General features: G+C 71.8%; 22 protein-coding genes. 11 read left to right on the top strand and 11 right to left on the bottom strand.

Annotated features, from left to right (window positions below):
• The first annotated feature begins 55 nt into the window (after positions 1–55).
• The 4 genes from moaC to AB0C26_RS17440 are packed head-to-tail and all read left to right on the top strand — an operon-like array spanning position 56 to position 2,740.
• The gene (moaC, locus tag AB0C26_RS17455) at positions 56–547 is read left to right on the top strand and encodes a cyclic pyranopterin monophosphate synthase MoaC (RefSeq protein WP_097325428.1); all 492 of its coding nucleotides are present in this window, start codon (positions 56–58) and stop codon (positions 545–547) included.
• A complete protein-coding gene (locus AB0C26_RS17450) occupies positions 520–1,044 on the top strand; it encodes a MogA/MoaB family molybdenum cofactor biosynthesis protein (protein WP_360247873.1) in 525 nt (174 codons plus the stop codon). Before moaC ends, AB0C26_RS17450 begins: the two co-directional genes overlap by 28 nt.
• 9 nt (positions 1,045–1,053) lie before the next feature.
• The gene (locus tag AB0C26_RS17445; RefSeq protein WP_360247871.1) at positions 1,054–2,289 is read left to right on the top strand and encodes a molybdopterin molybdotransferase MoeA; all 1,236 of its coding nucleotides are present in this window, start codon (positions 1,054–1,056) and stop codon (positions 2,287–2,289) included.
• A 25-nt stretch (positions 2,290–2,314) separates the two neighbouring features.
• Positions 2,315–2,740: a molybdenum cofactor biosynthesis protein MoaE gene (locus tag AB0C26_RS17440; protein WP_360247869.1), complete on the top strand. Its 426-nt coding sequence runs from the start codon at positions 2,315–2,317 to the stop codon at positions 2,738–2,740.
• Positions 2,741–2,750: 10 nt separating this feature from the next.
• Here the strand turns inward: AB0C26_RS17440 and AB0C26_RS17435 are convergent, their stop codons facing one another.
• The 4 genes from AB0C26_RS17435 to AB0C26_RS17420 all read right to left on the bottom strand — a co-directional run bounded on the left by AB0C26_RS17435 (position 2,751) and on the right by AB0C26_RS17420 (position 6,503).
• Positions 2,751–3,806, bottom strand: coding sequence for a glycosyltransferase 87 family protein (locus AB0C26_RS17435; RefSeq protein ID WP_360247867.1), 1,056 nt, complete (start codon positions 3,804–3,806; stop codon positions 2,751–2,753).
• Positions 3,807–3,941: 135 nt separating this feature from the next.
• Positions 3,942–4,484 (bottom strand): DoxX family membrane protein, encoded by a 543-nt coding sequence (locus AB0C26_RS17430; RefSeq protein ID WP_360247865.1) that lies wholly within the window; start codon positions 4,482–4,484, stop codon positions 3,942–3,944.
• 28 nt (positions 4,485–4,512) lie between these two features.
• A complete protein-coding gene (locus tag AB0C26_RS17425) occupies positions 4,513–5,718 on the bottom strand; it encodes an ATP-binding protein (protein ID WP_360247863.1) in 1,206 nt (401 codons plus the stop codon).
• A 119-nt stretch (positions 5,719–5,837) separates the two neighbouring features.
• Positions 5,838–6,503 carry a hypothetical protein gene (locus tag AB0C26_RS17420; protein WP_360247861.1) on the bottom strand — a complete coding sequence of 222 codons (666 nt, stop codon included), beginning with the start codon at positions 6,501–6,503 and terminating at the stop codon, positions 5,838–5,840.
• A gap of 132 nt (positions 6,504–6,635) precedes the next feature.
• Between AB0C26_RS17420 and AB0C26_RS17415 the strand changes: the two genes are divergently transcribed.
• A complete protein-coding gene (locus tag AB0C26_RS17415) occupies positions 6,636–7,310 on the top strand; it encodes a prepilin peptidase (RefSeq protein ID WP_360247859.1) in 675 nt (224 codons plus the stop codon).
• Here AB0C26_RS17415 and AB0C26_RS17410 read toward each other — a convergent pair.
• The 3 genes from AB0C26_RS17410 to AB0C26_RS17400 all read right to left on the bottom strand — a co-directional run bounded on the left by AB0C26_RS17410 (position 7,297) and on the right by AB0C26_RS17400 (position 13,061).
• Positions 7,297–10,476 carry a UvrD-helicase domain-containing protein gene (locus AB0C26_RS17410; RefSeq protein WP_360247857.1) on the bottom strand — a complete coding sequence of 1,060 codons (3,180 nt, stop codon included), beginning with the start codon at positions 10,474–10,476 and terminating at the stop codon, positions 7,297–7,299. The two genes, AB0C26_RS17415 and AB0C26_RS17410, sit on opposite strands and share 14 nt — an antisense overlap.
• Before the next feature lie 91 nt (positions 10,477–10,567).
• Complete coding sequence (locus tag AB0C26_RS17405; RefSeq protein WP_360247855.1) at positions 10,568–11,950, bottom strand: metallophosphoesterase; 1,383 nt, start codon at positions 11,948–11,950, stop codon at positions 10,568–10,570.
• A gap of 133 nt (positions 11,951–12,083) precedes the next feature.
• A complete protein-coding gene (locus AB0C26_RS17400) occupies positions 12,084–13,061 on the bottom strand; it encodes an aminoglycoside phosphotransferase family protein (protein WP_360247853.1) in 978 nt (325 codons plus the stop codon).
• Between the two features lie 881 nt (positions 13,062–13,942).
• Between AB0C26_RS17400 and AB0C26_RS17395 the strand changes: the two genes are divergently transcribed.
• Positions 13,943–14,143, top strand: coding sequence for a hypothetical protein (locus AB0C26_RS17395; protein WP_360247851.1), 201 nt, complete (start codon positions 13,943–13,945; stop codon positions 14,141–14,143).
• A gap of 49 nt (positions 14,144–14,192) precedes the next feature.
• On the opposite strand, the gene AB0C26_RS17390 is transcribed toward AB0C26_RS17395, so the two are convergent.
• The 3 genes from AB0C26_RS17390 to AB0C26_RS17380 all read right to left on the bottom strand — a co-directional run bounded on the left by AB0C26_RS17390 (position 14,193) and on the right by AB0C26_RS17380 (position 16,426).
• Entirely contained in the window at positions 14,193–14,444 is a 252-nt protein-coding gene (locus tag AB0C26_RS17390; protein ID WP_360247849.1) for a MoaD/ThiS family protein, read from the bottom strand.
• Positions 14,445–15,452 carry a GTP 3',8-cyclase MoaA gene (gene moaA / locus AB0C26_RS17385; protein WP_360247847.1) on the bottom strand — a complete coding sequence of 336 codons (1,008 nt, stop codon included), beginning with the start codon at positions 15,450–15,452 and terminating at the stop codon, positions 14,445–14,447.
• Between the two features lie 92 nt (positions 15,453–15,544).
• Positions 15,545–16,426: a fructosamine kinase family protein gene (locus tag AB0C26_RS17380; RefSeq protein WP_360247845.1), complete on the bottom strand. Its 882-nt coding sequence runs from the start codon at positions 16,424–16,426 to the stop codon at positions 15,545–15,547.
• Between the two features lie 56 nt (positions 16,427–16,482).
• Between AB0C26_RS17380 and AB0C26_RS17375 the strand changes: the two genes are divergently transcribed.
• Together AB0C26_RS17375 and AB0C26_RS17370 are read left to right on the top strand one after the other, a co-directional pair.
• A complete protein-coding gene (locus tag AB0C26_RS17375) occupies positions 16,483–16,986 on the top strand; it encodes a GNAT family N-acetyltransferase (protein WP_360247843.1) in 504 nt (167 codons plus the stop codon).
• An 83-nt stretch (positions 16,987–17,069) separates the two neighbouring features.
• Entirely contained in the window at positions 17,070–18,062 is a 993-nt protein-coding gene (locus AB0C26_RS17370; RefSeq protein WP_360247841.1) for a DUF4192 domain-containing protein, read from the top strand.
• A 59-nt stretch (positions 18,063–18,121) separates the two neighbouring features.
• On the opposite strand, the gene fdhD is transcribed toward AB0C26_RS17370, so the two are convergent.
• Positions 18,122–18,949 carry a formate dehydrogenase accessory sulfurtransferase FdhD gene (gene fdhD / locus AB0C26_RS17365; protein ID WP_360247839.1) on the bottom strand — a complete coding sequence of 276 codons (828 nt, stop codon included), beginning with the start codon at positions 18,947–18,949 and terminating at the stop codon, positions 18,122–18,124.
• A 123-nt stretch (positions 18,950–19,072) separates the two neighbouring features.
• Between fdhD and AB0C26_RS17360 the strand changes: the two genes are divergently transcribed.
• From AB0C26_RS17360 to AB0C26_RS17350, 3 genes are all read left to right on the top strand, one after another.
• Entirely contained in the window at positions 19,073–19,672 is a 600-nt protein-coding gene (locus AB0C26_RS17360; protein WP_360247837.1) for an NTP transferase domain-containing protein, read from the top strand.
• Entirely contained in the window at positions 19,669–19,917 is a 249-nt protein-coding gene (locus AB0C26_RS17355; RefSeq protein WP_360247835.1) for a DUF6457 domain-containing protein, read from the top strand. The genes AB0C26_RS17360 and AB0C26_RS17355 overlap by 4 nt, the downstream gene beginning before the upstream one ends.
• A gap of 74 nt (positions 19,918–19,991) precedes the next feature.
• Positions 19,992–21,080 carry a hypothetical protein gene (locus AB0C26_RS17350; RefSeq protein WP_360247833.1) on the top strand — a complete coding sequence of 363 codons (1,089 nt, stop codon included), beginning with the start codon at positions 19,992–19,994 and terminating at the stop codon, positions 21,078–21,080.
• Positions 21,081–21,116: the final 36 nt, after the last annotated feature.

The raw sequence follows: 21,116 nt of genomic DNA, 5'->3' as shown, positions 1-21,116 counted from the left end.
GCTCATCGCGGCCGTGCGATCTCACGGCCGTATGAACTTTCTATAAGCTCCTGGTATGCCCGACGAATCCCAGCTCACTCACGTCGACGAGGCCGGCGCCGCCCGTATGGTCGACGTCTCCGCCAAGGAGATCAGCGCACGCCGTGCGATTGCCGCCGGACGTGTCGTGACCACCCCGGAGGTGATCGCCCTGTTGCAGAGCGACGGCCTTCCGAAGGGCGACGCGCTCGCCGTCGCCCGCCTCGCGGGGATCATGGGGGCGAAACGGACACCCGATCTCGTGCCGCTCTGCCACCCCATCGGGCTGCACGGCGTCAAGGTCGACCTGACCCTGACCGATACCTCGATCGAGATCACCGCTACCACCAAGACCGCCGACCGCACCGGGGTCGAGATGGAGGCGCTCACCTCGGTCGCCGTCGCCGGCCTCACCATGATCGACATGATCAAGGCGGTGGATCCGGCGGCGAGCATCGAAGCCGTCCGCGTCCTGCGCAAAGAAGGCGGCAAGACCGGCGATTGGGTACGCCCGGAGGACCGGCCGTGAGCGACATCACCGCCCGTGTGATCGTGGCGAGCAATCGTGCCGCTGCGGGGATCTACGAGGACACCAGCGGGCCGCGGCTCGTCGCGGGATTGCGCGAGCTCGGCTGCACGGTGACCGGAGACCCAGTGGTCGTTCCGGATGGTGAACCCGTCGCCGAGGCATTGCGCCAGGCGGTTGCCGACGGCATTGACGTCGTGGTGACCAGCGGCGGAACCGGTGTGACCCCGACCGATCGCACACCCGAGGCGACTCGTGGCGTGCTCGATTTCGAGGTCCCCGGCATCGCCGAGGCCATCCGCGCGCACAGCCGCGACAAAGTGCCCGCCGCGGCTCTTTCCCGCGGTCTGGCCGGTGTCGCCAGCCACACGCTGATCGTCAATCTGCCGGGATCAACCGGCGGGGCGAAGGACGGACTCGCCGTGCTGGGCCCCCTGCTCCGGCACACGGTAGACCAGATCCGTGGCGGCGACCACCCCCAAAGCAGTGGGGCTGGATAGGCTCGACCGGTGAGCGCTGACGACACCACCCCGGTCGGCTGGGAGCAGGCCCGGGCCCTGGCCTACGCGGCCGGCCGCTCGGCCGCCGGCGCGGCCGAGCTGATCTCGCTGCCCGAGGCCGACGGGCGCACGCTCGCCGAGCCGCTGCGCGCCCTGACCGACCTGCCGGCCTTTCCGACCTCGAGCATCGACGGCTGGGCCGTGCGCGGCCCGCAGCCATGGCGCCCGGTCGGCCGGGTACTGGCCGGCGGGGTGGCCGAGCCGCTGACCGAGGACGGCACGTGCGTCGAGATCGCCACCGGCGCGATGGTGCCGTCGGGCGCCTCGGCGCTGGTCCGTATCGAGGACTCCACACGCGACAGGGAGGGCCGGGTCAGCGGCGAGCCGCGCCGCCACGCGGTGCCCGACTGGCGCATGCCGGGCGAGGAGGCGGCGAAGGACGAGGTGCTGCTCCCGCCCGGCACGGCTGTCGATCCGGCCGTGATCGGCGTGGCCGCCACCTGTGGGTACGAGGCGCTGAGCGTCTACCCGCGGATCCGTGCCGGCCTGCTGGTCTTCGGCGACGAGCTGCTGACCGCGGGCACGCCGGGCGCCGGCCGGGTCCGCGACTCGCTGGGCCCGCAGGTACCGGCCTGGCTGCGGCGGTACGGTGCGACGGTCGACCCGTCCGCGATCACCGGCCCGGTCCAGGACACATTGGAGGCTCACCTCGCCGCCGTCCGGGGCGCCCTCCGGACGGCCGACCTGGTCTGCACCACGGGCGGCACCATGCACGGCCCGGTCGACCACCTCCACCCCGCACTGGCCGAGCTGGGCGCCGAGTACGTGGTGAACACCGTCGGCGTACGCCCCGGCTTCCCGATGCTCCTGGCCCGGGTGCCCGGCGAGGACGGACGCCCCCGCTTCCTGGCCGGCCTACCCGGCAACCCGCAGTCCGCCGTGATCGCCCTGATCACCCTGGTCGCCCCGTTGCTGGCCGGCCTGCAGGGCCGCCCCGCCCCGGCCTTGCCGACGGTCGAGGCGGCCTCGGTGGTCCGCGGCCGCGGCAACGACACCCACCTGGCGCTGGCCCGGCTCGACCCTTCGGGCCGCGTGGCCACCCCCGTCGGCCACGTCGGATCGGCGATGCTGCGCGGCCTCTCCAACGCACACGGCTTCGTCGTCATCCGCCCTGGCACCGAGGCCGCCCCCGGCGACCTGGTGCCCTTCCTCCCGCTACCACTGGTCGCGGGCGAACGCCCATGACCGGGAACATCACTGAGGAGCGCCCATGAGCGGGATCATCGCCATCAGCGAGGTGCTGGACGCGCCGCTCGATCTGGCCGCGCACGAGAAGGCCGTCGCCGACGTTCGGGCCGGCGCCGTGGTGTCGTTCCAGGGCGTGGTCCGCGACCACGACCACGGCCGCGGGGTGACGCTGCTGGAGTACGAGGGGCACCCGAGCGCCGCCGCGGTGCTGCGCGAGGTCGCCGAGGAGATCGCCACCGACCCGGACGTCTACGCGGTCGCCGTCTCCCATCGCGTGGGCACGCTGGCCATCGGCGACGTCGCCTTGGTCGCCTCGGTCAGCACGGCACACCGGGCCGCGGCGTTCGCGGCCTGCGCGCGCCTGGTCGACGAGGCCAAGGCGCGGCTGCCGATCTGGAAGCGTCAGGTCTTCACCGACGGCTCCGACGAGTGGGTCAACTGCCCGTAGGACGGCAACCTCAGCTGAGCCTTGGGCCGGGGATGGCTGGTACCCGCGGGGCCGCGGCTGTGGGGCGGCGTCGGGCGGGGGCCGACGGGCGCCACGGCAGGGCGTTGAGCAGCACGATCACCGTGATGGCGGTGACGTTGCCGACGGGTGGGACGGCGAAGACCAGGGCCACCACCGCCGCCGCCAGGAACGGCCCCAGGCCGGTCAGGCGACGGGGGACCGGCCGTCGGGGGCTGGCTCTCCGCCGTGCCGCCGCGTCGATGAGGATCAGGATGGCCGGGAGGGCCCAGACCAGCTCGTTCGCCGTGCTGACCGGGGCCACCGCCGCGCCGGCCAGGCCCACCAACGTGAACGCCGCGATCTCGTCGCCCTCCGCGTGGGCCGAGCGGGCTCGGATCAGGCCCACCGCGAGCAGCAGCACCGCGAACGACAGCCACACCAGCACCGGGGTGCTCGCCGAGTCGTAGAGGCGGGCCAGCACACCCGCCAGCGACTGATTGGCGGGTGCGTCGAGTGGCCCGGCCCGGTCGATGCTCGGCAACACCTTGGCGAACCAGACGCCCGGTGCCACCAGCAGCGCCCCCGTGATCAGAGTCCCGGCCGTGGCCAGGGCGGTCAGCGCGGCCCGCCACTGCCTGGTCAGGGCCAGGTGGGCTACGAAGAGCAGGGTTCCCGGGGCCAGGGCGGAGGCGATGCCGATGCCGGCGCCGGCCCAGGAGCCGGTCGACCAGATCCGCCGCAGGCGGCTTCCGCCGGCCGTCTGTGGCCACCAGGTGGCCCGGGTTCGGGCCCAGGCCGAGCGGCGCAGCGCCACCAGGTCGGCCACGACCAGGCCGAACAGGATCAGGTCGAGACCGCCGAGTTCGAGCGTCGCGCGCACCGGCTCCAGGAGCAGGGCGAGGACGGTGGCGACGACCACCACCGGGCGGCTGGCCCGGCCGTACCGGCGGGCCACCGGTCCGGCGAGGGCGGTCACGGCCAGACCCAGGGCGGCCACCCCGGCGATGGCCAGGCTGAGCCTCCACAGCCCACCGATGGAGACTGTCCCCGCAAGCACCGCCGACATGGCGCGACCCCCGTCGCTCTCGACTCCAGGCAGGCGGAAGCGACCGCCCCAGCCAGGCGGAAGCGACCGCTTCAGGCAGGCGGAAGCGACCGCGCAGCCCCTCGTCGGCTTAACGCAAAGATCGCAAAGAGGTTGTTAGCCGGGCATTTTGCGTGCGGCCGCGGCGCTCATCGCGGCAATCTTGGCTTCGCGTTTGGCCGTACGGACGGCGCGCCTGACGTTGCGCTGGGACCGGTCCACCGCGTGCGTGGTCCGGTAGCGCAGCCCGGGCTGGCCCTGCGTGTCGGCGGCGGCGAGCAGCAGACCACCCAGCAGGCTCAGGTTCTTGAGGAACTGGGTCTCCTGCTGCGCGCGGTCGGGCCGCGAACGGTCCCAGAACGGGTGACCGGCGGCCGTCGTGGGCAGCAGGCCCGCGGCCAGCACCGCCGCCGCCGGGCGGGTGACGTGGCCGGTGGCCAGGGCCAGCCCGGCGACCACGTCGCTCGCCGCCTTGAGCCGTACGAGCGTCCGGGTGTCGGAGGGCAGGCGCGGGTCGGTCTTCTCCAGCCACGGGCCGACCTTGTCGGTGACCCGCTGGGCGGTCTCGAGCTTGGAATCGGGATTGAGCAGGACGCGGACGCCGCTGACCACGAAGATCGAGGCCAGCATCGCGCGGGCGACGGTGCGTACGGGCTTCATGACCCTCGTTATACCCGCCGTACGCGGATCACACCGGCTGCGTACGCAGGTAGCGCCCGAAATGCGGCACCGTGAACGCAACAGTGCCACGCTCACCCGAGTAGATCAGCCCCTTCTTGATCAGCGCGTCCCGGGCCGGGGACAGACTCGCCGGTTTGCGGCCCAGCGCGGTCGCGATGTCCGAGGTCGGCACGGCCGCGTCCATGTCGTTGTCCGGCTCGCCGGACAGCGCGGCCATGGCCCGCATGTATTCGCGCTCGGCCGGCGTGGCCCGTTCGAACCGCGAACCGAAGAAGCCCACCGCCAGCTCGGCCTCCGCCTCGGGCGCGGCGACCCGCACGTCGGCGTCGGTCACCGGCGACTGCGGCGCGTGGTCCCAGGTCGCCTTCCCGTACGCCTGCACGAAGTACGGGTAGCCGCCCGATTTCTCGTACAGCAGGTCGAGGGCCTTCGCCTCGTATTCGACCTCCTCCCGGGCGGCCGGCGCGCAGAGCGCCAGGTCGGCCGCGACCCGGTCGAGCCGGTCGATGCGCTGATAGCGGAAGAGCCGTTCGGAGTACGACTTCGCCGCCGAGAGCACGGCCGGCAGATGGGGCAGGCCGGCGCCGACCACGATCAGCGGCGCGCCGAGCTGGGACAGCTCGTGGCAGGCGGCGCAGAGGGCCGAGACGTCGGCCGGCCCCAGATCCTGCATCTCGTCGATGAACAGGGCGATGCCGGTGCCCACGTCGGTGGCGAGCGAGGCCGCGTCGGTGAAGAGCTCGACCAGGTCGATCTCGATGTCACCGGAGTCGGCCCGCCCGCGTGCCGGTGGCACGTCGATGCCGGGCGCCCAGCGGTCGCGCAGCTTGGCGTTGCTGTCGTTGGCCCGCAGCGCGAACGCCTTGAGCACGCCGAGCACCTCGTCGACCCGGTCGGGGTCGCGGTGGTGGGCGGCGAGCTCGCGGATCGCCATGTGCAGCGCGGCCGAGACCGGGCGGCGCAGCGACTGATCGGGGCGCGCCTCGATCTTGCCGGTGCCCCAGAGCCGGCCGATGGCCGCCGAGCGCAGCGTGTTGAGCAGGACGGTCTTTCCGACGCCGCGCAGGCCGGTCAGCACGAGGCTGCGCTCGGGGCGGCCACGGGCGACCCGCTCGAGCACCACGTCGAAGGCGTCCAGCTCGCGGTCGCGCCCGGCCAGCTCGGGTGGGCGCTGGCCGGCGCCGGGGGCGTACGGGTTCCTCACCGGATCCACGGATTGCACAGTATCGGGCCGTCTAGCTTTGACGCTAGAGATGCCTAGTTTTACCTCGGGTACGTTTCGAGGCGTCTCTAGCGCTATCTAGCCTCAGGGCTAGAGATGGCTAGAGCGGCCTAGGAGTTCTTGTGCTCCTTGAGGCACAGCACGAAGTCGAGGTCGTCGAAGGCGCTGTCGTAGAAGTACCACTTCGTGTACCCCGACACCGACGAGCACTTCTTCTCGGCGTCCGGCTCCCCCGACGTCTTCCCCTTGATCTGCTTGAGCACCTCGTACGTGCCGGTGGTGCAGGCCGACGTCCGCATGTCGGGCCGGGCGTCGGAGCCCTCGTTCACTACGCAGTCGCCCTCTTTGACATAGAACCGGGCGTCCTCGCTGCCGCGCGGCGCCGGCCCGTCCGGCTGGGCGGCGGAGGCCGACGCGTTCGGCGAGGCCTGGTTCCCCTTGTTGTCGTTACGCTCCTTGAGCAGCCACGCCGTCGCGCCGAGCCCGATGCAGATCAGCACGCCGAGCGTCACCACGAGCGCGATGATCGGGGTGTTGCGCTTCGGTGGCGACGGCGGAGGAGTCCGCAACCAGTCGCCGTCCGGGCTCACCGGCGCGTTCAGCGGGGCCGAGGTGTAGGACACCGGTTGCTGCGGGATCGACGGCGGGTGGGCACCCCACGCCGGCTCCTGCACCGGGGCTCCATGGTCACCCCACGGGTCGGCGGGCTCCGCATACGGCTCATCGGAGCTCCCGCTCGACCACGGCGGACCGGAGTACGGGCCGTTCTGCGACATCAGGGATCCTCCGAAGGCGGGTTATGCGCTCTCACCGTAGCGTGCGGGCACGACGCAAACCCGCACGGAATCGCCGCCTCTGTCGGCAACACGACGCCCGTCGCGCAATCGATACCGCTACGGTGCACATCCGTGCCGATACCCCTCGTGATCTTGGCCGCGACGTTCGGCGCGGCGACCGCGGCCTTCCTCCCCCGCATCGCCTATCGGCTCGCGGTTCCCTACGGCGAGCCGAGCCGGTCCACATGCGCCTCGTGCGGGGTCGCGCTTTCCGCGTGGGTCCGGGTGGGTGCGTTCTGTTCCTGTTCCCGGGTGTACGTCGTCACGACCGCCACCGGCGCCGCAGTGGCGGCGCTCCTGGCTGTCGCCATCGGAGAGTCGCCCCTGTTGCCGGTGTACCTGCTCGCCGCGGTCCCGGCGCTGCTGCTCGCGATGATCGACCGGCGTTGCCTGCGACTGCCCGACCGGCTCGTCGGCCTGCTCGCGTTCGTCGCGGGAGTGCCGCTCGCGGTTCTGCGGCCGGAGCGGATCGGCCCGGCGCTGGTGGCCGGGGTGGTGGTGCTCGGCGTGTACCTGCTGCTGCCGGGTTTCGGGCTGGGCGACGTGAAGCTCGGCGCCGTGCTGGCCTTCATCCTCGGCTTCGCCGGTTGGCCGGCGGTGGCCGTCGGTGTGATCGCGCCCCACCTGATCAACGGGCCGATCGCGGGTTTTCTGCTGCTGACCCGCCGGGCCGGTCGGCGGCAGCCGCTCCCCTTCGGACCGGCGCTCCTCGCCGGGGCGCTGGCCGCGATCATCACAACAGCCTGAGCTGGCGGTCCTTCGGGCGGGACGGGACCGTGTCACCCAGCCGCTCGAACAGACCGGAATCGATCACGTCGAGGAACGGGCTCGGCGTCTGCTCGCGTTCCCTGCCGTGCCGGAACCGGCGCGCCGCGTGGCTGACGTAGAGGCGGTCCTGCGCGCGGGTGAGGCCGACGAAGAACAGCCGGCGTTCCTCGGCGACCTCGTCGTCGGACGGCGTGCGGCCCGGCCACCGCAGCGGCAGCAGGCCGTCCTCGCAACCGACCAGGAAGACCACCGGGAACTCGAGGCCCTTGGCCGCGTGCAGGGTGAGCAGGTTGACCGCCTCGGCCCGCGGGTCGAGCGCGTCCACCTCGGCCCCGGTCGCGATCTCCTGCAGGAAGCGCGGAAGGTCGTCGCCGATCCGGTGGGCCAGCGGCAGCAGCAGTTCGGCGGCGGTCCAGATGTCCTCGGGCGCGACCTGCGCGCCGTCCAGCGTGGGGGCCGCGTAGCGCTGCGCCAGCACCTGCGCGGTCAGCTTGACCCGGGCCGCCAGCGAACCGCCCAGGCCGTCCTCGTGCCGCAGCTCGCGGGCGATCTCCTGAACGCCGGCCCGGTCCCGCAGCCGGTTGTGCGAGCGCTTCTGCACCGGCACGCCGGCCCGGGACAGCGCCTCGACGATCGGGCCGGACTGGGAGTCGGTCCGGTACAGCACGGCGATGTCCGAGAACGACAGGTTGCCGGCGATGCCGGCGCGCGAGTCGACCCGGCCCGAGTCGAGCGAGCGGTGGGAGAGGCCGCCGACCAGCTCGTCGATCGTACGGACCACGAAGTCGGCCTCGTCGGCCACGCTCGCCGCCGGGTAGCGCCCGACCAGCGGCGCCTCCGGGTCGAGCCGCGCGGGGTCGAGCCGCCGGCCGTTCACCAGCGACGACGGCGCGATGGCCTGCACGGCGGCGGCCAGGATCGGCGCCGACGAACGGTAGTTGCGGGTCAGCCGGACCAGGCGCGCGTCGACGAAGTCCTCGTTGAAGCGCAGGAAGTACTTCACGTCGGCGCCGCGGAACGAGTAGATCGCCTGGTCCGGATCGCCGATCGCGCACAGGTTGCCGTTCGCGGGGCTGAGCAGGCGCAGCAGCTCGTACTGGGTGTCGTCGACGTCCTGGTACTCGTCCACGAAGATCCACTGCCACTGGCGGCGGTACTTCTCCACCAGCGCCGGATCGTCGCGCAGCAGGGCGACGGGCAGGCTGATCAGCTCGTCGAGGTCGACCAGATCCTGCTGGCGCAGCAGTTTCGCGTACGCGAGGTCGTCGTCGCCGGCCTGCTCGCGCGCCTCGGCCCGCTCACCCTCGTCGGCGATGCGCCAGGAAGTGCCCAGCCCGGCCGCTTTCGCGTTGTCGCGCAGGATCGACAGGCCGACCGAGTGGAACGTGCCGACGGTGATGTCCGCACCCATGTCGCCGAGCAGCGCGTCGAGGCGTTCCCGCAGCTCACCGGCGGCCCGCCGGGTGAAGGTGATGGCCAGGCAGCGCTCCGGGAAGACACCCAGCTCGGCACAGAGGTAGGCGATGCGATGCGTCAGCGTACGGGTCTTGCCGGTACCCGGCCCGGCGACGATCAGCAGCGGGCCGCCCGGCGCCGACGCGGCCACCCGCTGCATGGCGTCGAGCCGGTCGAGCAGGCCGGTGCCGACCTCCTCCATACCGGAGAGCATCGGCTCGAACGGCTCGTGCGGGCTCGGCGGGGACGCGAGCGGCGGCACGACGGCCTTTTTCGGCTCCTTGACCGGCTTGACCGGCTTGGGCTTGGGCGCCGGGGCGCGGCCGATCGCCGGTTCGGGTTTGCGCTGCTGAGGCAGATGCTGCGCGGGCAGGTCGAACAGCGTCTCGGCCTGCGGGGCGCTGGCCCGGTTGCGCAGCTCGCCCTGGTCGAAGAGCGTGATCACGCCGTACTCGCCGTCGTAACCCGGCACCCGGCGCACGTCACCGGCCCGCAGCCGGGTGATCGCCTCCCGCAGGTCGTCGCCGCCGGCCTTGCCGATCTCGTCGAGCGGCACCCGGCGCAGAATGTCGAGCTCGGCGCCGAGGGTGGCCACCAGGTGGTTGAGCTGCGACTCGACGGTCTTCGACTTGGGGCCGACGCCGTTGATCTCGCCGAGGATCTCGTGGATCTGGATGAGGTGCTCGACGTGGGTGTCCTTGTGGAAGCCCACCGGCCGGTCGGCGAGGTCTTCGACGCGGCTGAGCACCCCGACGGTGAGCGGCTTGCCGCACTCGGGGCACCGGCCGTTGTTCTGGCGGGTGCGCTCCGGCTCCCAATTCACGCCGCAGGCGCGGTGGCCGTCGGCGTGGTACTTGCCCTCCTCGGGGAAGAACTCGAGGGTGCCGGCGAGGCCGGCGCCGGTGCGGACGGCCTCGTAGTCGGGCACACCGGTGAAGAGGGTGGCCTCACGGGCCAGCGCGGCCGGCGAGTGGGCGTCGGAGTTGGAGACCAGGCGGTAGCGGTCGAGGCTGGAGACGCGCCAGTTCATCTCCGGGTCGGAGGAGAGGCCGGTCTCGACGGCGGTGATGTGGTCGGCCAGGTCGGCGTAGCAGTCGGCGATCGCGTCGAAGCCCGACTTGGAGCCGAGGGCGGAGAACCACGGCGTCCAGATGTGGGCCGGGATCAGGTAGCCGCCCGCCTCGAGCGCGATCTCGAGAAGGTCGCGCGAGTCGAGCCCGAGGATCGGCCGCCCGTCGGCGGTCAGGTTGCCGATGCGCCCGAGCGCGGTGTTGAACCGGGCCGCCGCCGCCAGATCGGGCATGTAGATCAGGTGGTGCACCTTGCGCGTACGGTCGTCACGCTTGTAGATCGTCGAGATCTCGACGCTGAGCATGAACCGCGCCGGGGTGCTCGCCTGCAGCGAACCGGGCAGCCGCTTGGTGACCTCGGCCTCGGCCTCGGCGGCCAGGCGGTAGAGGCCGTGGCCGGACTCGACCAGGCTCTCCTTGAGGTGGTCGAACCAGGCCGGATGGGTGAAGTCGCCGGTGCCCAGCAGGGCGATGCCCTTGCGCCGCGCCCACCAGGCCAGGTTGGGCAGCGTCAGATCGCGGCTGCAGGCTCGCGAGAAGCGCGAGTGGATGTGGAGATCCGCGACATAGGTGTCCGCGGCGACCGGGGACCCTGCGTTCTCCGAGGGCACGCGCTGCATCCTGTCACGCCCTCCGTCGCTCGCACGAATCGCCACGCCTCACAAACTTACGGATCTTGATGCCCTCGGGCCGCATCAGGTCGATCACATCTCACTTCGAGCGCAACTCGATCACGCTGACCTGAGGTGGCGCCCCGACCCGCACAGGTGGACCCCAGAAGCCGGCGCCGTTGGTCACGTAGACCGGCACCCCGTCCACCCGGCCGAGCCCGGACACGACCGGCTGCTGCAGCCGCACCAGCAGGTTGAAGGGTGCCATCTGCCCACCGTGCGTGTGCCCGGAAACCTGGAGATCGACCCCGAACGGGGCGGCGTCGTGCACGGCCACGGGCTGGTGAGCCATCAGCACGACCGGCCTCGCGGTGTCCCGATCCCCCAGCGCCCGCGCGAAATCGGGCGCGTCACCGTGCTCGGCCCCACCGAGATCGTTCACACCGGCCAGATCGAGCCCGTTGATCTCGACCCGCTCGTTGCGCAGCGGCCGCATGCCGAGCCGTGCCACCTCCTCGACCCACTCCTGATAGCCGGAGTAGTACTCATGATTACCGGTCACGAAGAACGCCCCATGTCGCGACTCGATCTCGGCCAGCGGCGCCGCGAACCGCCCCAGTTCCGCCACGCTGCCGTCCACAAGGTCACCGACGACGCACACGATGTCCGCCTGCACCGAATTGATCTGGTCGACGATCCGCCGCGCGTGATTGACACCGGTCAAAGGCCCCAGATGAATGTCGGACACGACCGCCATCCGAAACCCGTCCATACTCCGCGGCACCTTCGCGAGCGGCATCTGAAGCCGATCGATCCGCGGCCCACCCAGAGCAGTCTTGACCCCATACCCGGTGACCGACGCCGCGGTGAGCCCGGCGAAGATCGCCACCCCCCGAGCAAGAACCAGCCGCCGATCAATCCCACCCTCGTTCTGGTCGGATCGCTCAGCGTCGCCACCCTCGCCACCCTCGCCACCGTCGCCACACTCGCTGGCCGGAGCGTATCCAGGGGTCAGAGCTCGTTCATCACTCACGGCAGCTTGACCGAGAGCGCCCTCGCCCGGCGCGGCCGTTTGTTCGGGCGCGCCGGCTTCCGGCGGCGTGCCCCGTTCGGCAGGTGTGGCCTTCGAGCCGATCCGCACCGGCTCGGCGTCGGTCGCGTCTGCGTCGGCGGCCGCGGTTCCACGACGGCCGAAGCGCCACGTCAGCAGGATGGCGAGGCGGGGGATCTCGAGTACGGCCAAGGTCACCAGCAGGTAGAACATCAGCGCGATCCACAGGTACCCGGGCCAGGCCAGCCACTGGACCGCCCCCGAGCGGACGCCGATGAGTGTCGTGGGGACTAGCACCGCCAAGACGACGGCGATCACCGCCCCGACCCGGCGCCCTGTGCGGGACCGCATCGGATCCTTGACGAGCCGCTTCCACAGATAGAAGTGGACCAGGCCGACAACCACGAAGATCAGCCCGACGAACGCTGCCAATGTCCCTCCCCAACCGCGTATGAACCCAGCAAGTCTCCCGATTGCCGCTGAGAGTCTCCTGCCAGGTGCACACGGGCACCGGCGAGCTCGGGAGGAACGCTACAGGGACCCCCTGACACTTTCCGTATGTCGCTCAGAGCATGGACCCGAACAGTCGTACCCGGGCTACGAAGTCGGGCATGTCGGTTATCTGGGCGGCGGCTCGCGCTTCGACCTGCGCCACTTCGTGAGGGCCGAGTTCTTGCCGGCCCAGGGACATGCGCAGCCGTTCGGCCAGCCGTCCGAGCCGTAGCCCCACCCGCCGAACCATCACGTCGGCTCCCGAGAACGGCATGCCACCGCCGTCGACGTAGGCCTCGACCGTTCGCCGGACCACCGCCGGATCGGGCAGGCCGGCCCGGGTGGTGAAACTCAGCGTGGCCTGGGCGGCCTCCAGCCGGGCGCTGTCCGGGCCGGCGACGTCCCAGTCGATCAGTACGGGGCCCGCATCGGTCATGAGCACGTTCCACGGCTCGACGTCCCGGTGCGTCACCACGTAGTCGTCGGCCTCCCGAAACGTCCGCGAGACCCACGCCGCCGAGTCGAGGATGCCCGTCAGCCCGTCCCGGAGGACCGGCGCCCACGGCTTCCGAAGCCGCTCGCCTTCCCGGAGCCACCCGTCCCACTGCTCCCGATCGTCCAGCCGGTACCACTCCGGCGCCGCCTCTGGGCGCCCACTCGGCTCGATCCGATGCAGCCGGGCCAGGGTCGAGCCGAGCCAGGCGCTCACCTCATCGGCGTCGTCGAGGGGCCGCCCGTCGACCCACTCGTACACCCGAAGCAGCCCGATCCCATCTACCTCGACCGCGCACCCGAACGCCGGAGCCGTCGAAACGGGGGCAACCGGCCGGGCCATCGAGATCCCGGCCGCGAGTGCCTTCTGCTCGAACCGCATAGCCCGGGCGAAATCGTCCCGCCACCCTTCGGCCGGCACGTGCTTGACCAGAAAACGCCCTTCGCGGGCAGTCAGAGTCCAGGTCCGCGAGCTCCGATAGCTCAACGGCACGAGCGGACCCAGGACAGGCCCCAGCCCGTACGCGGCCGCCACCACCCCCGCCGTCGCATCGAGCACGCCGAGCAGCCTAGCCGCGCGGACACCGCCCCACCGCCCGCAACCATCGATACTTCGCCGGCTAACCGTCGGCTTCGCCGGCTCGTCGGCAGCGAACCGTGGCCGCTGGCGCTCCCGCCGCGCTCGGCTGGCCGTCACCGCTCGCCAACCCGTCGCCGCTGACCAATTCATGGCTGCCCACCGCGTGGTTGGCCGACCCGTCGCTGACCAACTCGTCGCCCGTCGCCCCGCGCTTACCAACTCGTCCGCCCGTCGCCGCGCGCTTACCAACTCGTCGCCCGTCGCCGCGCGCTTACCAACTCGTCGCCCATCGCCGCGCGATGACTGTTGTCGTTGGCGAACTCGTCGTCACCGGCTGACCGTCGTTCACCGGCTGACCGTTGTCACCGGCTGACCATCGTCACGGCTGACCGTTGCCCACGGCGTCACCCGCAGCGCGCTGCCGCAGTTCATCCGCCGCCAGCCCCTCGTCCGCCTACGGTCGGCGCCGCTTGGGCCATGCGGAAGTACTTGGTGCGCATGATGCCGGACGTTGGAGGGTTGCCCGAGCTTGGAGGATGCGAGGAGTTGGAGGGTGCCCCGGGGGTGGAGGAGTGCCGGGGTTCGAGGATTCTCCGAGGTTCGAGGGTGCCCATTGCGAGGCGCGCCGGTGGCACGTGCCGGGAGTTGCAAGGTGCCCGGGTGGAAGGGGTGTCGGCACTGCGAGATGCCCGGTGCAGGGGTCGGGTTGGCAAGGTGCCCGGGCGTCGAGGCACGCTGCCCAGGTGCAGGGAGCCGGGCGCAAAATGCCCGGGTTGCAGGGCGTCGGGATTGCCACGTGTCCAGGTCCGGGATGTCGAGGTCGCAAAGACGCCCTGGTCGCGCAGGCAGCCGACCACGACATGAGCCGCAACCGCTCCGCCGTCGGTGCGCTGCGCGGCGCGGCTGGGGCAAAGGCCGTAGGCCGGCACAGCCACGCCACCCACGCGCAGGTGCGGGTCGGTCCCGGCAGCGCGGTCGCCGTGCTGCCCGAGGGCAGCTGGCCGACGCGGTCCACCGCGTGCACGACGAGCTGCCGGCGTGGCTTGGAGGGACTGGCGTGAACTGACCGTCAGCGGCGTCGTTCGCCGGCTAAGGATCCGCGCCGGGCGGTCAGCCGCCCGCGAAAGGGGGAAGGACGTCGACGGTGGCGTTTGTGGGGAGGGGGGCCTTCGCGTCGTGGCAGGCCAGGCCGTCGACCAGGAAGCTGGCGGCCTTGAGGACGACCCCCAGGCGCTCGCCGTGGCGGTCGGTCAGGGCCTGCTTCAAGCCGTCCAGCGAGTCGGCCTCCACCGGCTCGGCGGACACGCCGCCGGCTGCGGCGCGGGCGCCGGCGAAGTAGCGGACGGTCAGTGAGGTGGCCACTCATCCTCCGATCGCGGACATGGGGCGGGCCGGCTGCAGGAAGCTCGGGTCGTCGATCCCGTGCCCGGCCCGCTTGCCGCGCATGGCGACCTGCCAGGCCGCGGCCAGCTCGTCGTCGGTGGCGCCGCTGCGCATGAGGCCGCGCAGGTCGCTTTCCTTGGTGGCGAACAGGCAGTCGCGCACCTGGCCGTCGGCGGTGAGTCGGGTGCGGTCGCAGTCGCCGCAGAAGGGCCTGGTCACCGAGCCGATGACGCCGACGCGGGCGGGCTCCCCGGCCGCGTCGACCCGGCCGGGGACGAGCCAGGTCTCGGCCGGCGCCGTTCCACGTGAAACCGAATCGGGCTGAAGGCCGAACGGCTCGAGGTCGGCCAGGATCTGGTCGGCCGTGACCATCGTGTGCCGATCCCACTGATGTTGGGCGTCGAGCGGCATCTGCTCGATGAAGCGCAGCTGATAGCCGTGATCGAGGGCGAAGCGCAGCATGGCCGGCGCCTCGTCGTCGTTGATGCCGCGCATGAGGACGGTATTGATCTTCACCGGGGTCAGGCCGGCGGCCGCTGCCGCTTTCAGGCCGCGCAGCACGTCGGCGTGGCGGTCGCGGCGGGTCAGGGCGGTGAACCGGGCCGGGTCGAGGGTGTCGAGCGAGACGTTCACGCGGTCGAGGCCGGCGTCGCGCAGTGGCTCGGCCAGCCGCTCGAGCCCGATGCCGTTCGTGGTCAGCATCAGCCGTGGGCGGGGCGCGAGCCGCGCCGACTCCTGTACGATGCCGACCAGGCCACGGCGCAGCAGCGGCTCGCCGCCGGTGAACCGCACGTCACGGATGCCGAGCCGCTCCACGCCGATCCGGATCAGCCGGACCACCTCGTCGTCGGTGAGCTGGTCCTGCTTGGGGAGCCAGGCCAGCCCCTCCTCCGGCATGCAGTAGGTGCAGCGGAGGTTGCAGCGGTCGGTGAGCGAGACACGCAGATCGGTCGCCACCCGCCCGAACCGGTCGGCGAGCGCATTCACCGGGACCTCCACCGCTTGCTCACTCAACGAATCTATCCGCTCGCGGGCCCGAGCGCCGCTGCTGATTTCGGCCTGTGGACAACCGAGATGGATCACACAGCCCGCAGGGCGGCCTCGGCCGCGATCCGTACGGCGTCCCGATAGGTCCCGCCGAAGGCGGCGGTGTGCACCAGCATCAGGTGCATCTGGTGCAGGGGTACGCGCGCTTCCCAGCCGTCGGCCAGCGGATGCACCTCCTGGTAGGCGGCGATCACGGTCTCCAGGTGAGCGAGGCCGCCGAACAGCGCCAGCTCGGCCAGGTCGGTTTCCCGGTGACCACCCTGGGCGGCCGGATCGATGAGCCAGGCCCGGCCGTCCGACGCCCACAGCACGTTCCCGGGCCAGAGATCGCCGTGCGTGCGGCTGGGAGCCTCGCCATCGGCGTACTCCGCAAGCCTCTTGATGATTTTTTCCACCAGCGCGATCTCGGTCGCGGAGAGTGCGCCGCGATCGGCCGAGATTTTGAGGTACGGCCGGAGGCGGCGCTCGCCGAACCAGGAACCCCACGGCCCGCGCGACAGTGTGTTGTCCAGAGGAAGCGGACCGATGAAACCCGGCCATTCACTACCAAAAGCCTCGGCTCCCGAGCGATGCAGCGCAGCTAGATCGCGGCCGAAGCGCATCGCCCCGGCCCGGCTCGGCTCACCCGGCTCGATCCACTCCAGGGCGATGATCTCGGGAAGGGCCACGATCGTTTCCGGTACGGGGGCGCCCGCCTCCCGAAGCCAGGCGAGGCCGGCCGCCTCGGCGGCGAAGAATCCCTCCGGGGCCGTGCCCGACCGCCAGGTCTTGGCGAACAGCGACGTGCCGTCGTCCAAGGTCAGCCGGTTCGCGGCCGAGACGCTGCCGCCGCCCACCGGCGTCTCCCGGATGCGCTGGTGGGTGAGAAATGTCGGTAGATGCTCGGGGTGCGCGCGCAAGTACGCCTGGTCCACCGCCTTATCTTCCGCTTCGGCTTACGGCTGCCCGGAATCGGAGTCAAAATGTCGCCATGAGCCCTGTCACAGTGCGTTCGTACCGTCCGAGTGACCACTCCGCGGGCCGTCGCCTGTGGGCCGAGCTGACCAACCAGCACAATCAGATGTACGGCGAGCCCGACTCCGACGGCGGTGAAGGCTTCGAGGAATACCTGACCCGGCTCGACCTGGGCGGGCTGTGGGTCGCCGACCATCCCGACGACGGCGTGATCGGCCTGGTCGGGCTGGTGCTGCGGGGCCGTGCGGGCGAGGTCGAGCCGATCGTGGTCACCATCTCGCACCGGCACAAGGGCGTCGGCCGCAAGCTGCTGCGCCACGTCGCGAACGAGGCCCGGCGCCGGAACATGACCCAGCTGACCATCTCGCCCGAGTCCCGCAACGTCGACGCGATCCGAAGCCTGCACGCCGCCGGCTACGACGTCGTGACATCGATCGAGCTGACCCTCGACCTCGATCGCGCACCGCACGCGCGCCAGGAGGAAGGGCTCGAGCTGCACGACATGCAATTCCGTTCCTAGCGTTTCTGTGGACAACGCCGTGTCGTCCACAGGCTGACGATTCGGCACGCCCCGGCCGGGCCGATCGGAGCAGAGTGCCCGGCATGACGCCAGAGTGCTCGATCACCGTTCGTACCGCCGCCGAGCTGATCACCGTCACGCCGTACCTGGTGGGGTTCCATCCCACCGACTGCGTCGTCGTCCTCGGTGTGGAAGAGGGCGTGATCGCGTTCACCGCCCGGCATGATCTGCCGCCACCGGGCGGTGACGTCGACGCCGCGCCGCTGGCCACCGTCCCGGCCGGTCCCGAGGGCCGGTACTTCGTGATCGTCGGGTACGGGCCGGCCGCGCGCGTCACCAAGGCCGTCGGGCAGACCGTGGCCGCGCTCGAAGGGGCCGGCCTGTCCGTGCGCGACGCGCTGCGCGTGAGCGACGGCCGCTGGTGGTCCTATTTCTGTACGGAGTTGCGCTGCTGCCCGCCCGACGGCACCCCCTGCCTTCCGCCCCATCACCCGGTCGCCGCCGCCGCGGTGTTCCGCGGCATGGTGGCGCTGCCCAGCCGCAGGGCGCTCGTGGCCGTGGTGGCGCCGCTCGAGGGGCCGGCCCGGGAGGCCATGGTGGCCGCGACCGCGCGGGCCCGGGTCCGGGAGGCCGAGCTCAGGGCGGTCGAGGTGCGCGCCCGCTCCGGGCAGCGGATGAGGCAGAAGGCGGGGCGGGTGGCGGTCCGTACGGCGGAGGCTCGGTACCGGGCGCGCGCCGAGCTCACCGATGACGAGGCCGCCTGGCTGGGGGTGTTGCTGGTGGACACGGTGATGCTGCATTACGTGCTCGGCCGGTGCGGCCCGGAGCCCTGGCAGCTCGCCCTGTGGACCGGCCTGGTGCGCCGGGTGGAGCCGGCCTTCGTGGCCGGGCCGGCGGCGCTGCTGGCGTACTGCGCGTGGCGGGCGGGCAACTGGCCGCTGGCCCGGGTGACGCTCGATCGGGGCCTGCGGGAGGAGCCCGGCCACCGCCTGCTGGGCGTGCTCGACGGCCTGCTGGCGGCGGGCCTCACCCCCGACGCGGTCGAGAGCCTGGAGCCGCCCCCGGTCAAACGGTGACGCGCTGCGCCGCCGTGTAGACGTTCAAACGGTGACGCGCTCCGCCGCCGTGTAGACGTTCAAACGGTGACGCGCTCCGCCGCCGTGTAGACGTTCATGCTCTGGCCGCGCAGGAAGCCGACGAGGGTCATGCCGGCCTCGTCGGCCAGCTCGGCCGCGAGGGTGCTCGGGGCCGACACCGCCGCGAGCATCGGCAGGCCGGCCATCCACGCCTTCTGGGTGAGCTCGAAACTCGCCCGGCCCGAGACGAGCAGGAGGTGTCCGGTCAGCGGCAGGCGACCCTCGCGCAGCGCCCAGCCGATCACCTTGTCGACCGCGTTGTGCCGGCCGACGTCCTCGCGGAGCACGACCAGCTCGCCGTCGGCGGTGAACAGGCCGGCGGCGTGCAGGCCGCCGGTGCGGTCGAACGTGCGCTGGGCGGCGCGGAGCCGGTCGGGCAGGGCGGTCAGGGTGGCGGCGGGGACGGTCAGCGGGTCGGCCGCGACGTCGAACGGGGACTTCGTGCGGACGGCGTCGATGCTCGCCTTGCCGCAGACGCCGCAGGAACTGGTCGTGTAGAAGTTCCGGCTCGGGTCGGTGACCGGGGGCGGCACGTCGGCGCCGAGCACGATGTCGACCACGTTGTACGTGTTCGGCGTGTCGGTGCCGGCGCAGAGCTGGGCGGTGACCACGTCGGCGGCCGAGCGGATGACCCCCTCGGTGAGCAGGAATCCCATGGCGAGGTCGATGTCCTGACCGGGGGTCCGCATGGTGACGGCCAGCGGCTGTTTGCGGACGCGGATCTCCAGCGGTTCCTCGGCGGCGAGGTCGTCGGCGCGGCGCCGGGGCTCGCCGGTCGCGTCCAGGTTGATCTTCACGACCGGCCGCCGGGTCATCGTCCTCGCCATGGGTCGAGCGTAGGCCGGTCCGGGGCCGGCGTCGCGGCTCGTGGACCGCCGGACAGGAGTGATCCGCCACAGGTAACTGAGCGCGCGGTCACGCTCGACACGCGGTCGGGATACGGTACGTACGTGGGGGGATTTGCTGCGGTGGTGCTGGCCGGTGGTGCGGCGCGGCGGATGGGTGGCGCGGACAAGCCGACCCTGCCCGTGGCCGGTCAGTCCATGCTGACCAGAGTGCTGGCTGCCGTGCACGACGCCGACCCCCGCGTGGTCGTCGGGCCGGTGCCGCCTGACCTGCCCGTTCCGGTGCATTCGACCCGTGAGGACCCGCCTGGCGGCGGGCCCGTCGCGGCCACCGCGGCCGGGCTCGCGCTGGTGCCCGAGGGTGTCACCTTCACCGCGCTGCTCGCGGCCGACCTGCCGTTCCTCACCGGTGAGGCGATCGACGTGCTGCGGCTGACCGCGGAGTCGGCGCCCATGCAGGGCGCTGTCTACCGCGACGCCGAGGGGCGGCGGCAGATGTTGTGCGGGGTGTGGCGCACGGCCCGGCTGCGTGAGGCGATCGACAAGCTCGCCCGGGAGCGCGGCGGGTTGAACGGCGCCTCGGTGCGCGAGCTGATGGAACATCTGCGGGTGGCCGAGGTGTCCTGGCGCCGCCCGGGACCGCCGCCGTGGTTCGACTGCGACACCGACGACGACCTGCGCACAGCCGAGGAGTGGGCCCGGTGAGTGATCTCGACACCTGGATCAGGGCGGCCGCGGCCGAGCTGGGTATCGACCCGGCCGAGGTGCCGACCGGGGCCGTGCTCGAGCTGGCCAAGGACGTGGCCCACAACGTGGTGCGCCCCGGCGCGCCCGTGTCGGCGTACCTGGTGGGCCTGGCCGTCGGTCGTGGAGCCGACCCGTCCGAGGCGGCCGGCAAGCTCCGGGAACTGGCCTTGAGCTGGGCCGGCGAGCAGGGCGAGACGGCCTGAGCGTTCCAACCTCCGATACGGGCGCGTGCGGGCGGACGCCGCTCGATAGGGTGGCGGGAACGGAGGTGACGATCATGACGGCATCCAGCGCCGAGGGCGCGTCCACCGAGGCTGTTTTCCTGGACGAGCCGACCACGGCCGACCTGCGGGCCAAGGTCGTCGACGCGTGGCGTGAGTTCGGCACCGCGCTGGCCGGCCTCCTGCCCACGCTCCACGAGGGTGGGCACATCGACCTGACACTCGACCCGACCGCCTCGGGCACCGGCATGGCCGTCTACTCGGTCAGCATCCGGGTGCGCGCCGGCGGCGTCATCGAGGCGCTGGCCACCGGCAACGCGGGGCTGCCCGAGGGCTACCGGATGGACCGCTCCTCGATCGGCGAGCTGGTCGCGCTCGGCTGGTCGCCGCCGGGCGTGCTGCCGGGCTCGGGCGACTCGTTCGGGCTGAGCTCCACCCAGGACAAGTCGGGGGCGTTCGCCACCGTCGTCGCGCGCACCCTGCGCGACGTCTACGGCGCTCCGCATCCGGCCTTCCTCGTCTACCTCGTGCACGACGAGAACGACGAGCCGATCGACACCGCGCCGCTGGGTACGGCCCGGCACGAGCCGAGCATCGACGCCGAGCTGAGCCTCGACGACCTCGACGAGGACGGCACGCTGGCCGCCGCCCTGGCCGACGCGGCCGACGAGGTCGTGCCGCTCGACGAGCGGGTGCGCACGGTCGTGGCCACGATGTCCAAGACGACAGTCGACCAGTTGCAGTTCGACGCCGACGGCGACATCAGCATCCGGGCCGGCTCGGCCATGGTCTTCGTGCGGGTACGCGACAACCCGCCGCTCGTCGACGTCTTCTCGCCGATCCTGACCGAGGTCGAGCCGACCGAGCAGCTCTACGTGAAGCTCTCCGAGCTGACCAACCGGATGCCGATCGGCCGCCTCTACTGCGCGCAGGACACGGTCTGGGCGTCCATCCCGGTCTTCGGCCGCAACTTCCAGGCCACCCACCTCATGCTGGCCGTGCAGGTGATGACCGGTCTGGCCGACGAGCTCGACGACCGGCTGCACGGTGAGTTCGGCGGCAAGCGGTTCTTCGGCGAGGGCGACAAGCCCGTGCCGCCGAAAGAGCCGGTGAGCGACGACCACCGTCCCGGGATGTACTTGTAGAGGACCCGTCCCGCCGGCCACGCGGGGCTGAAACCG

The organism is Actinoplanes sp. NPDC048796, assembly GCF_040650035.1.
Classification (GTDB): Bacteria; Actinomycetota; Actinomycetes; order Mycobacteriales; family Micromonosporaceae; genus Actinoplanes.
Note: the sequence above shows the minus strand (reverse complement) of the source record. Positions and strands in the feature narration are given on the sequence as shown.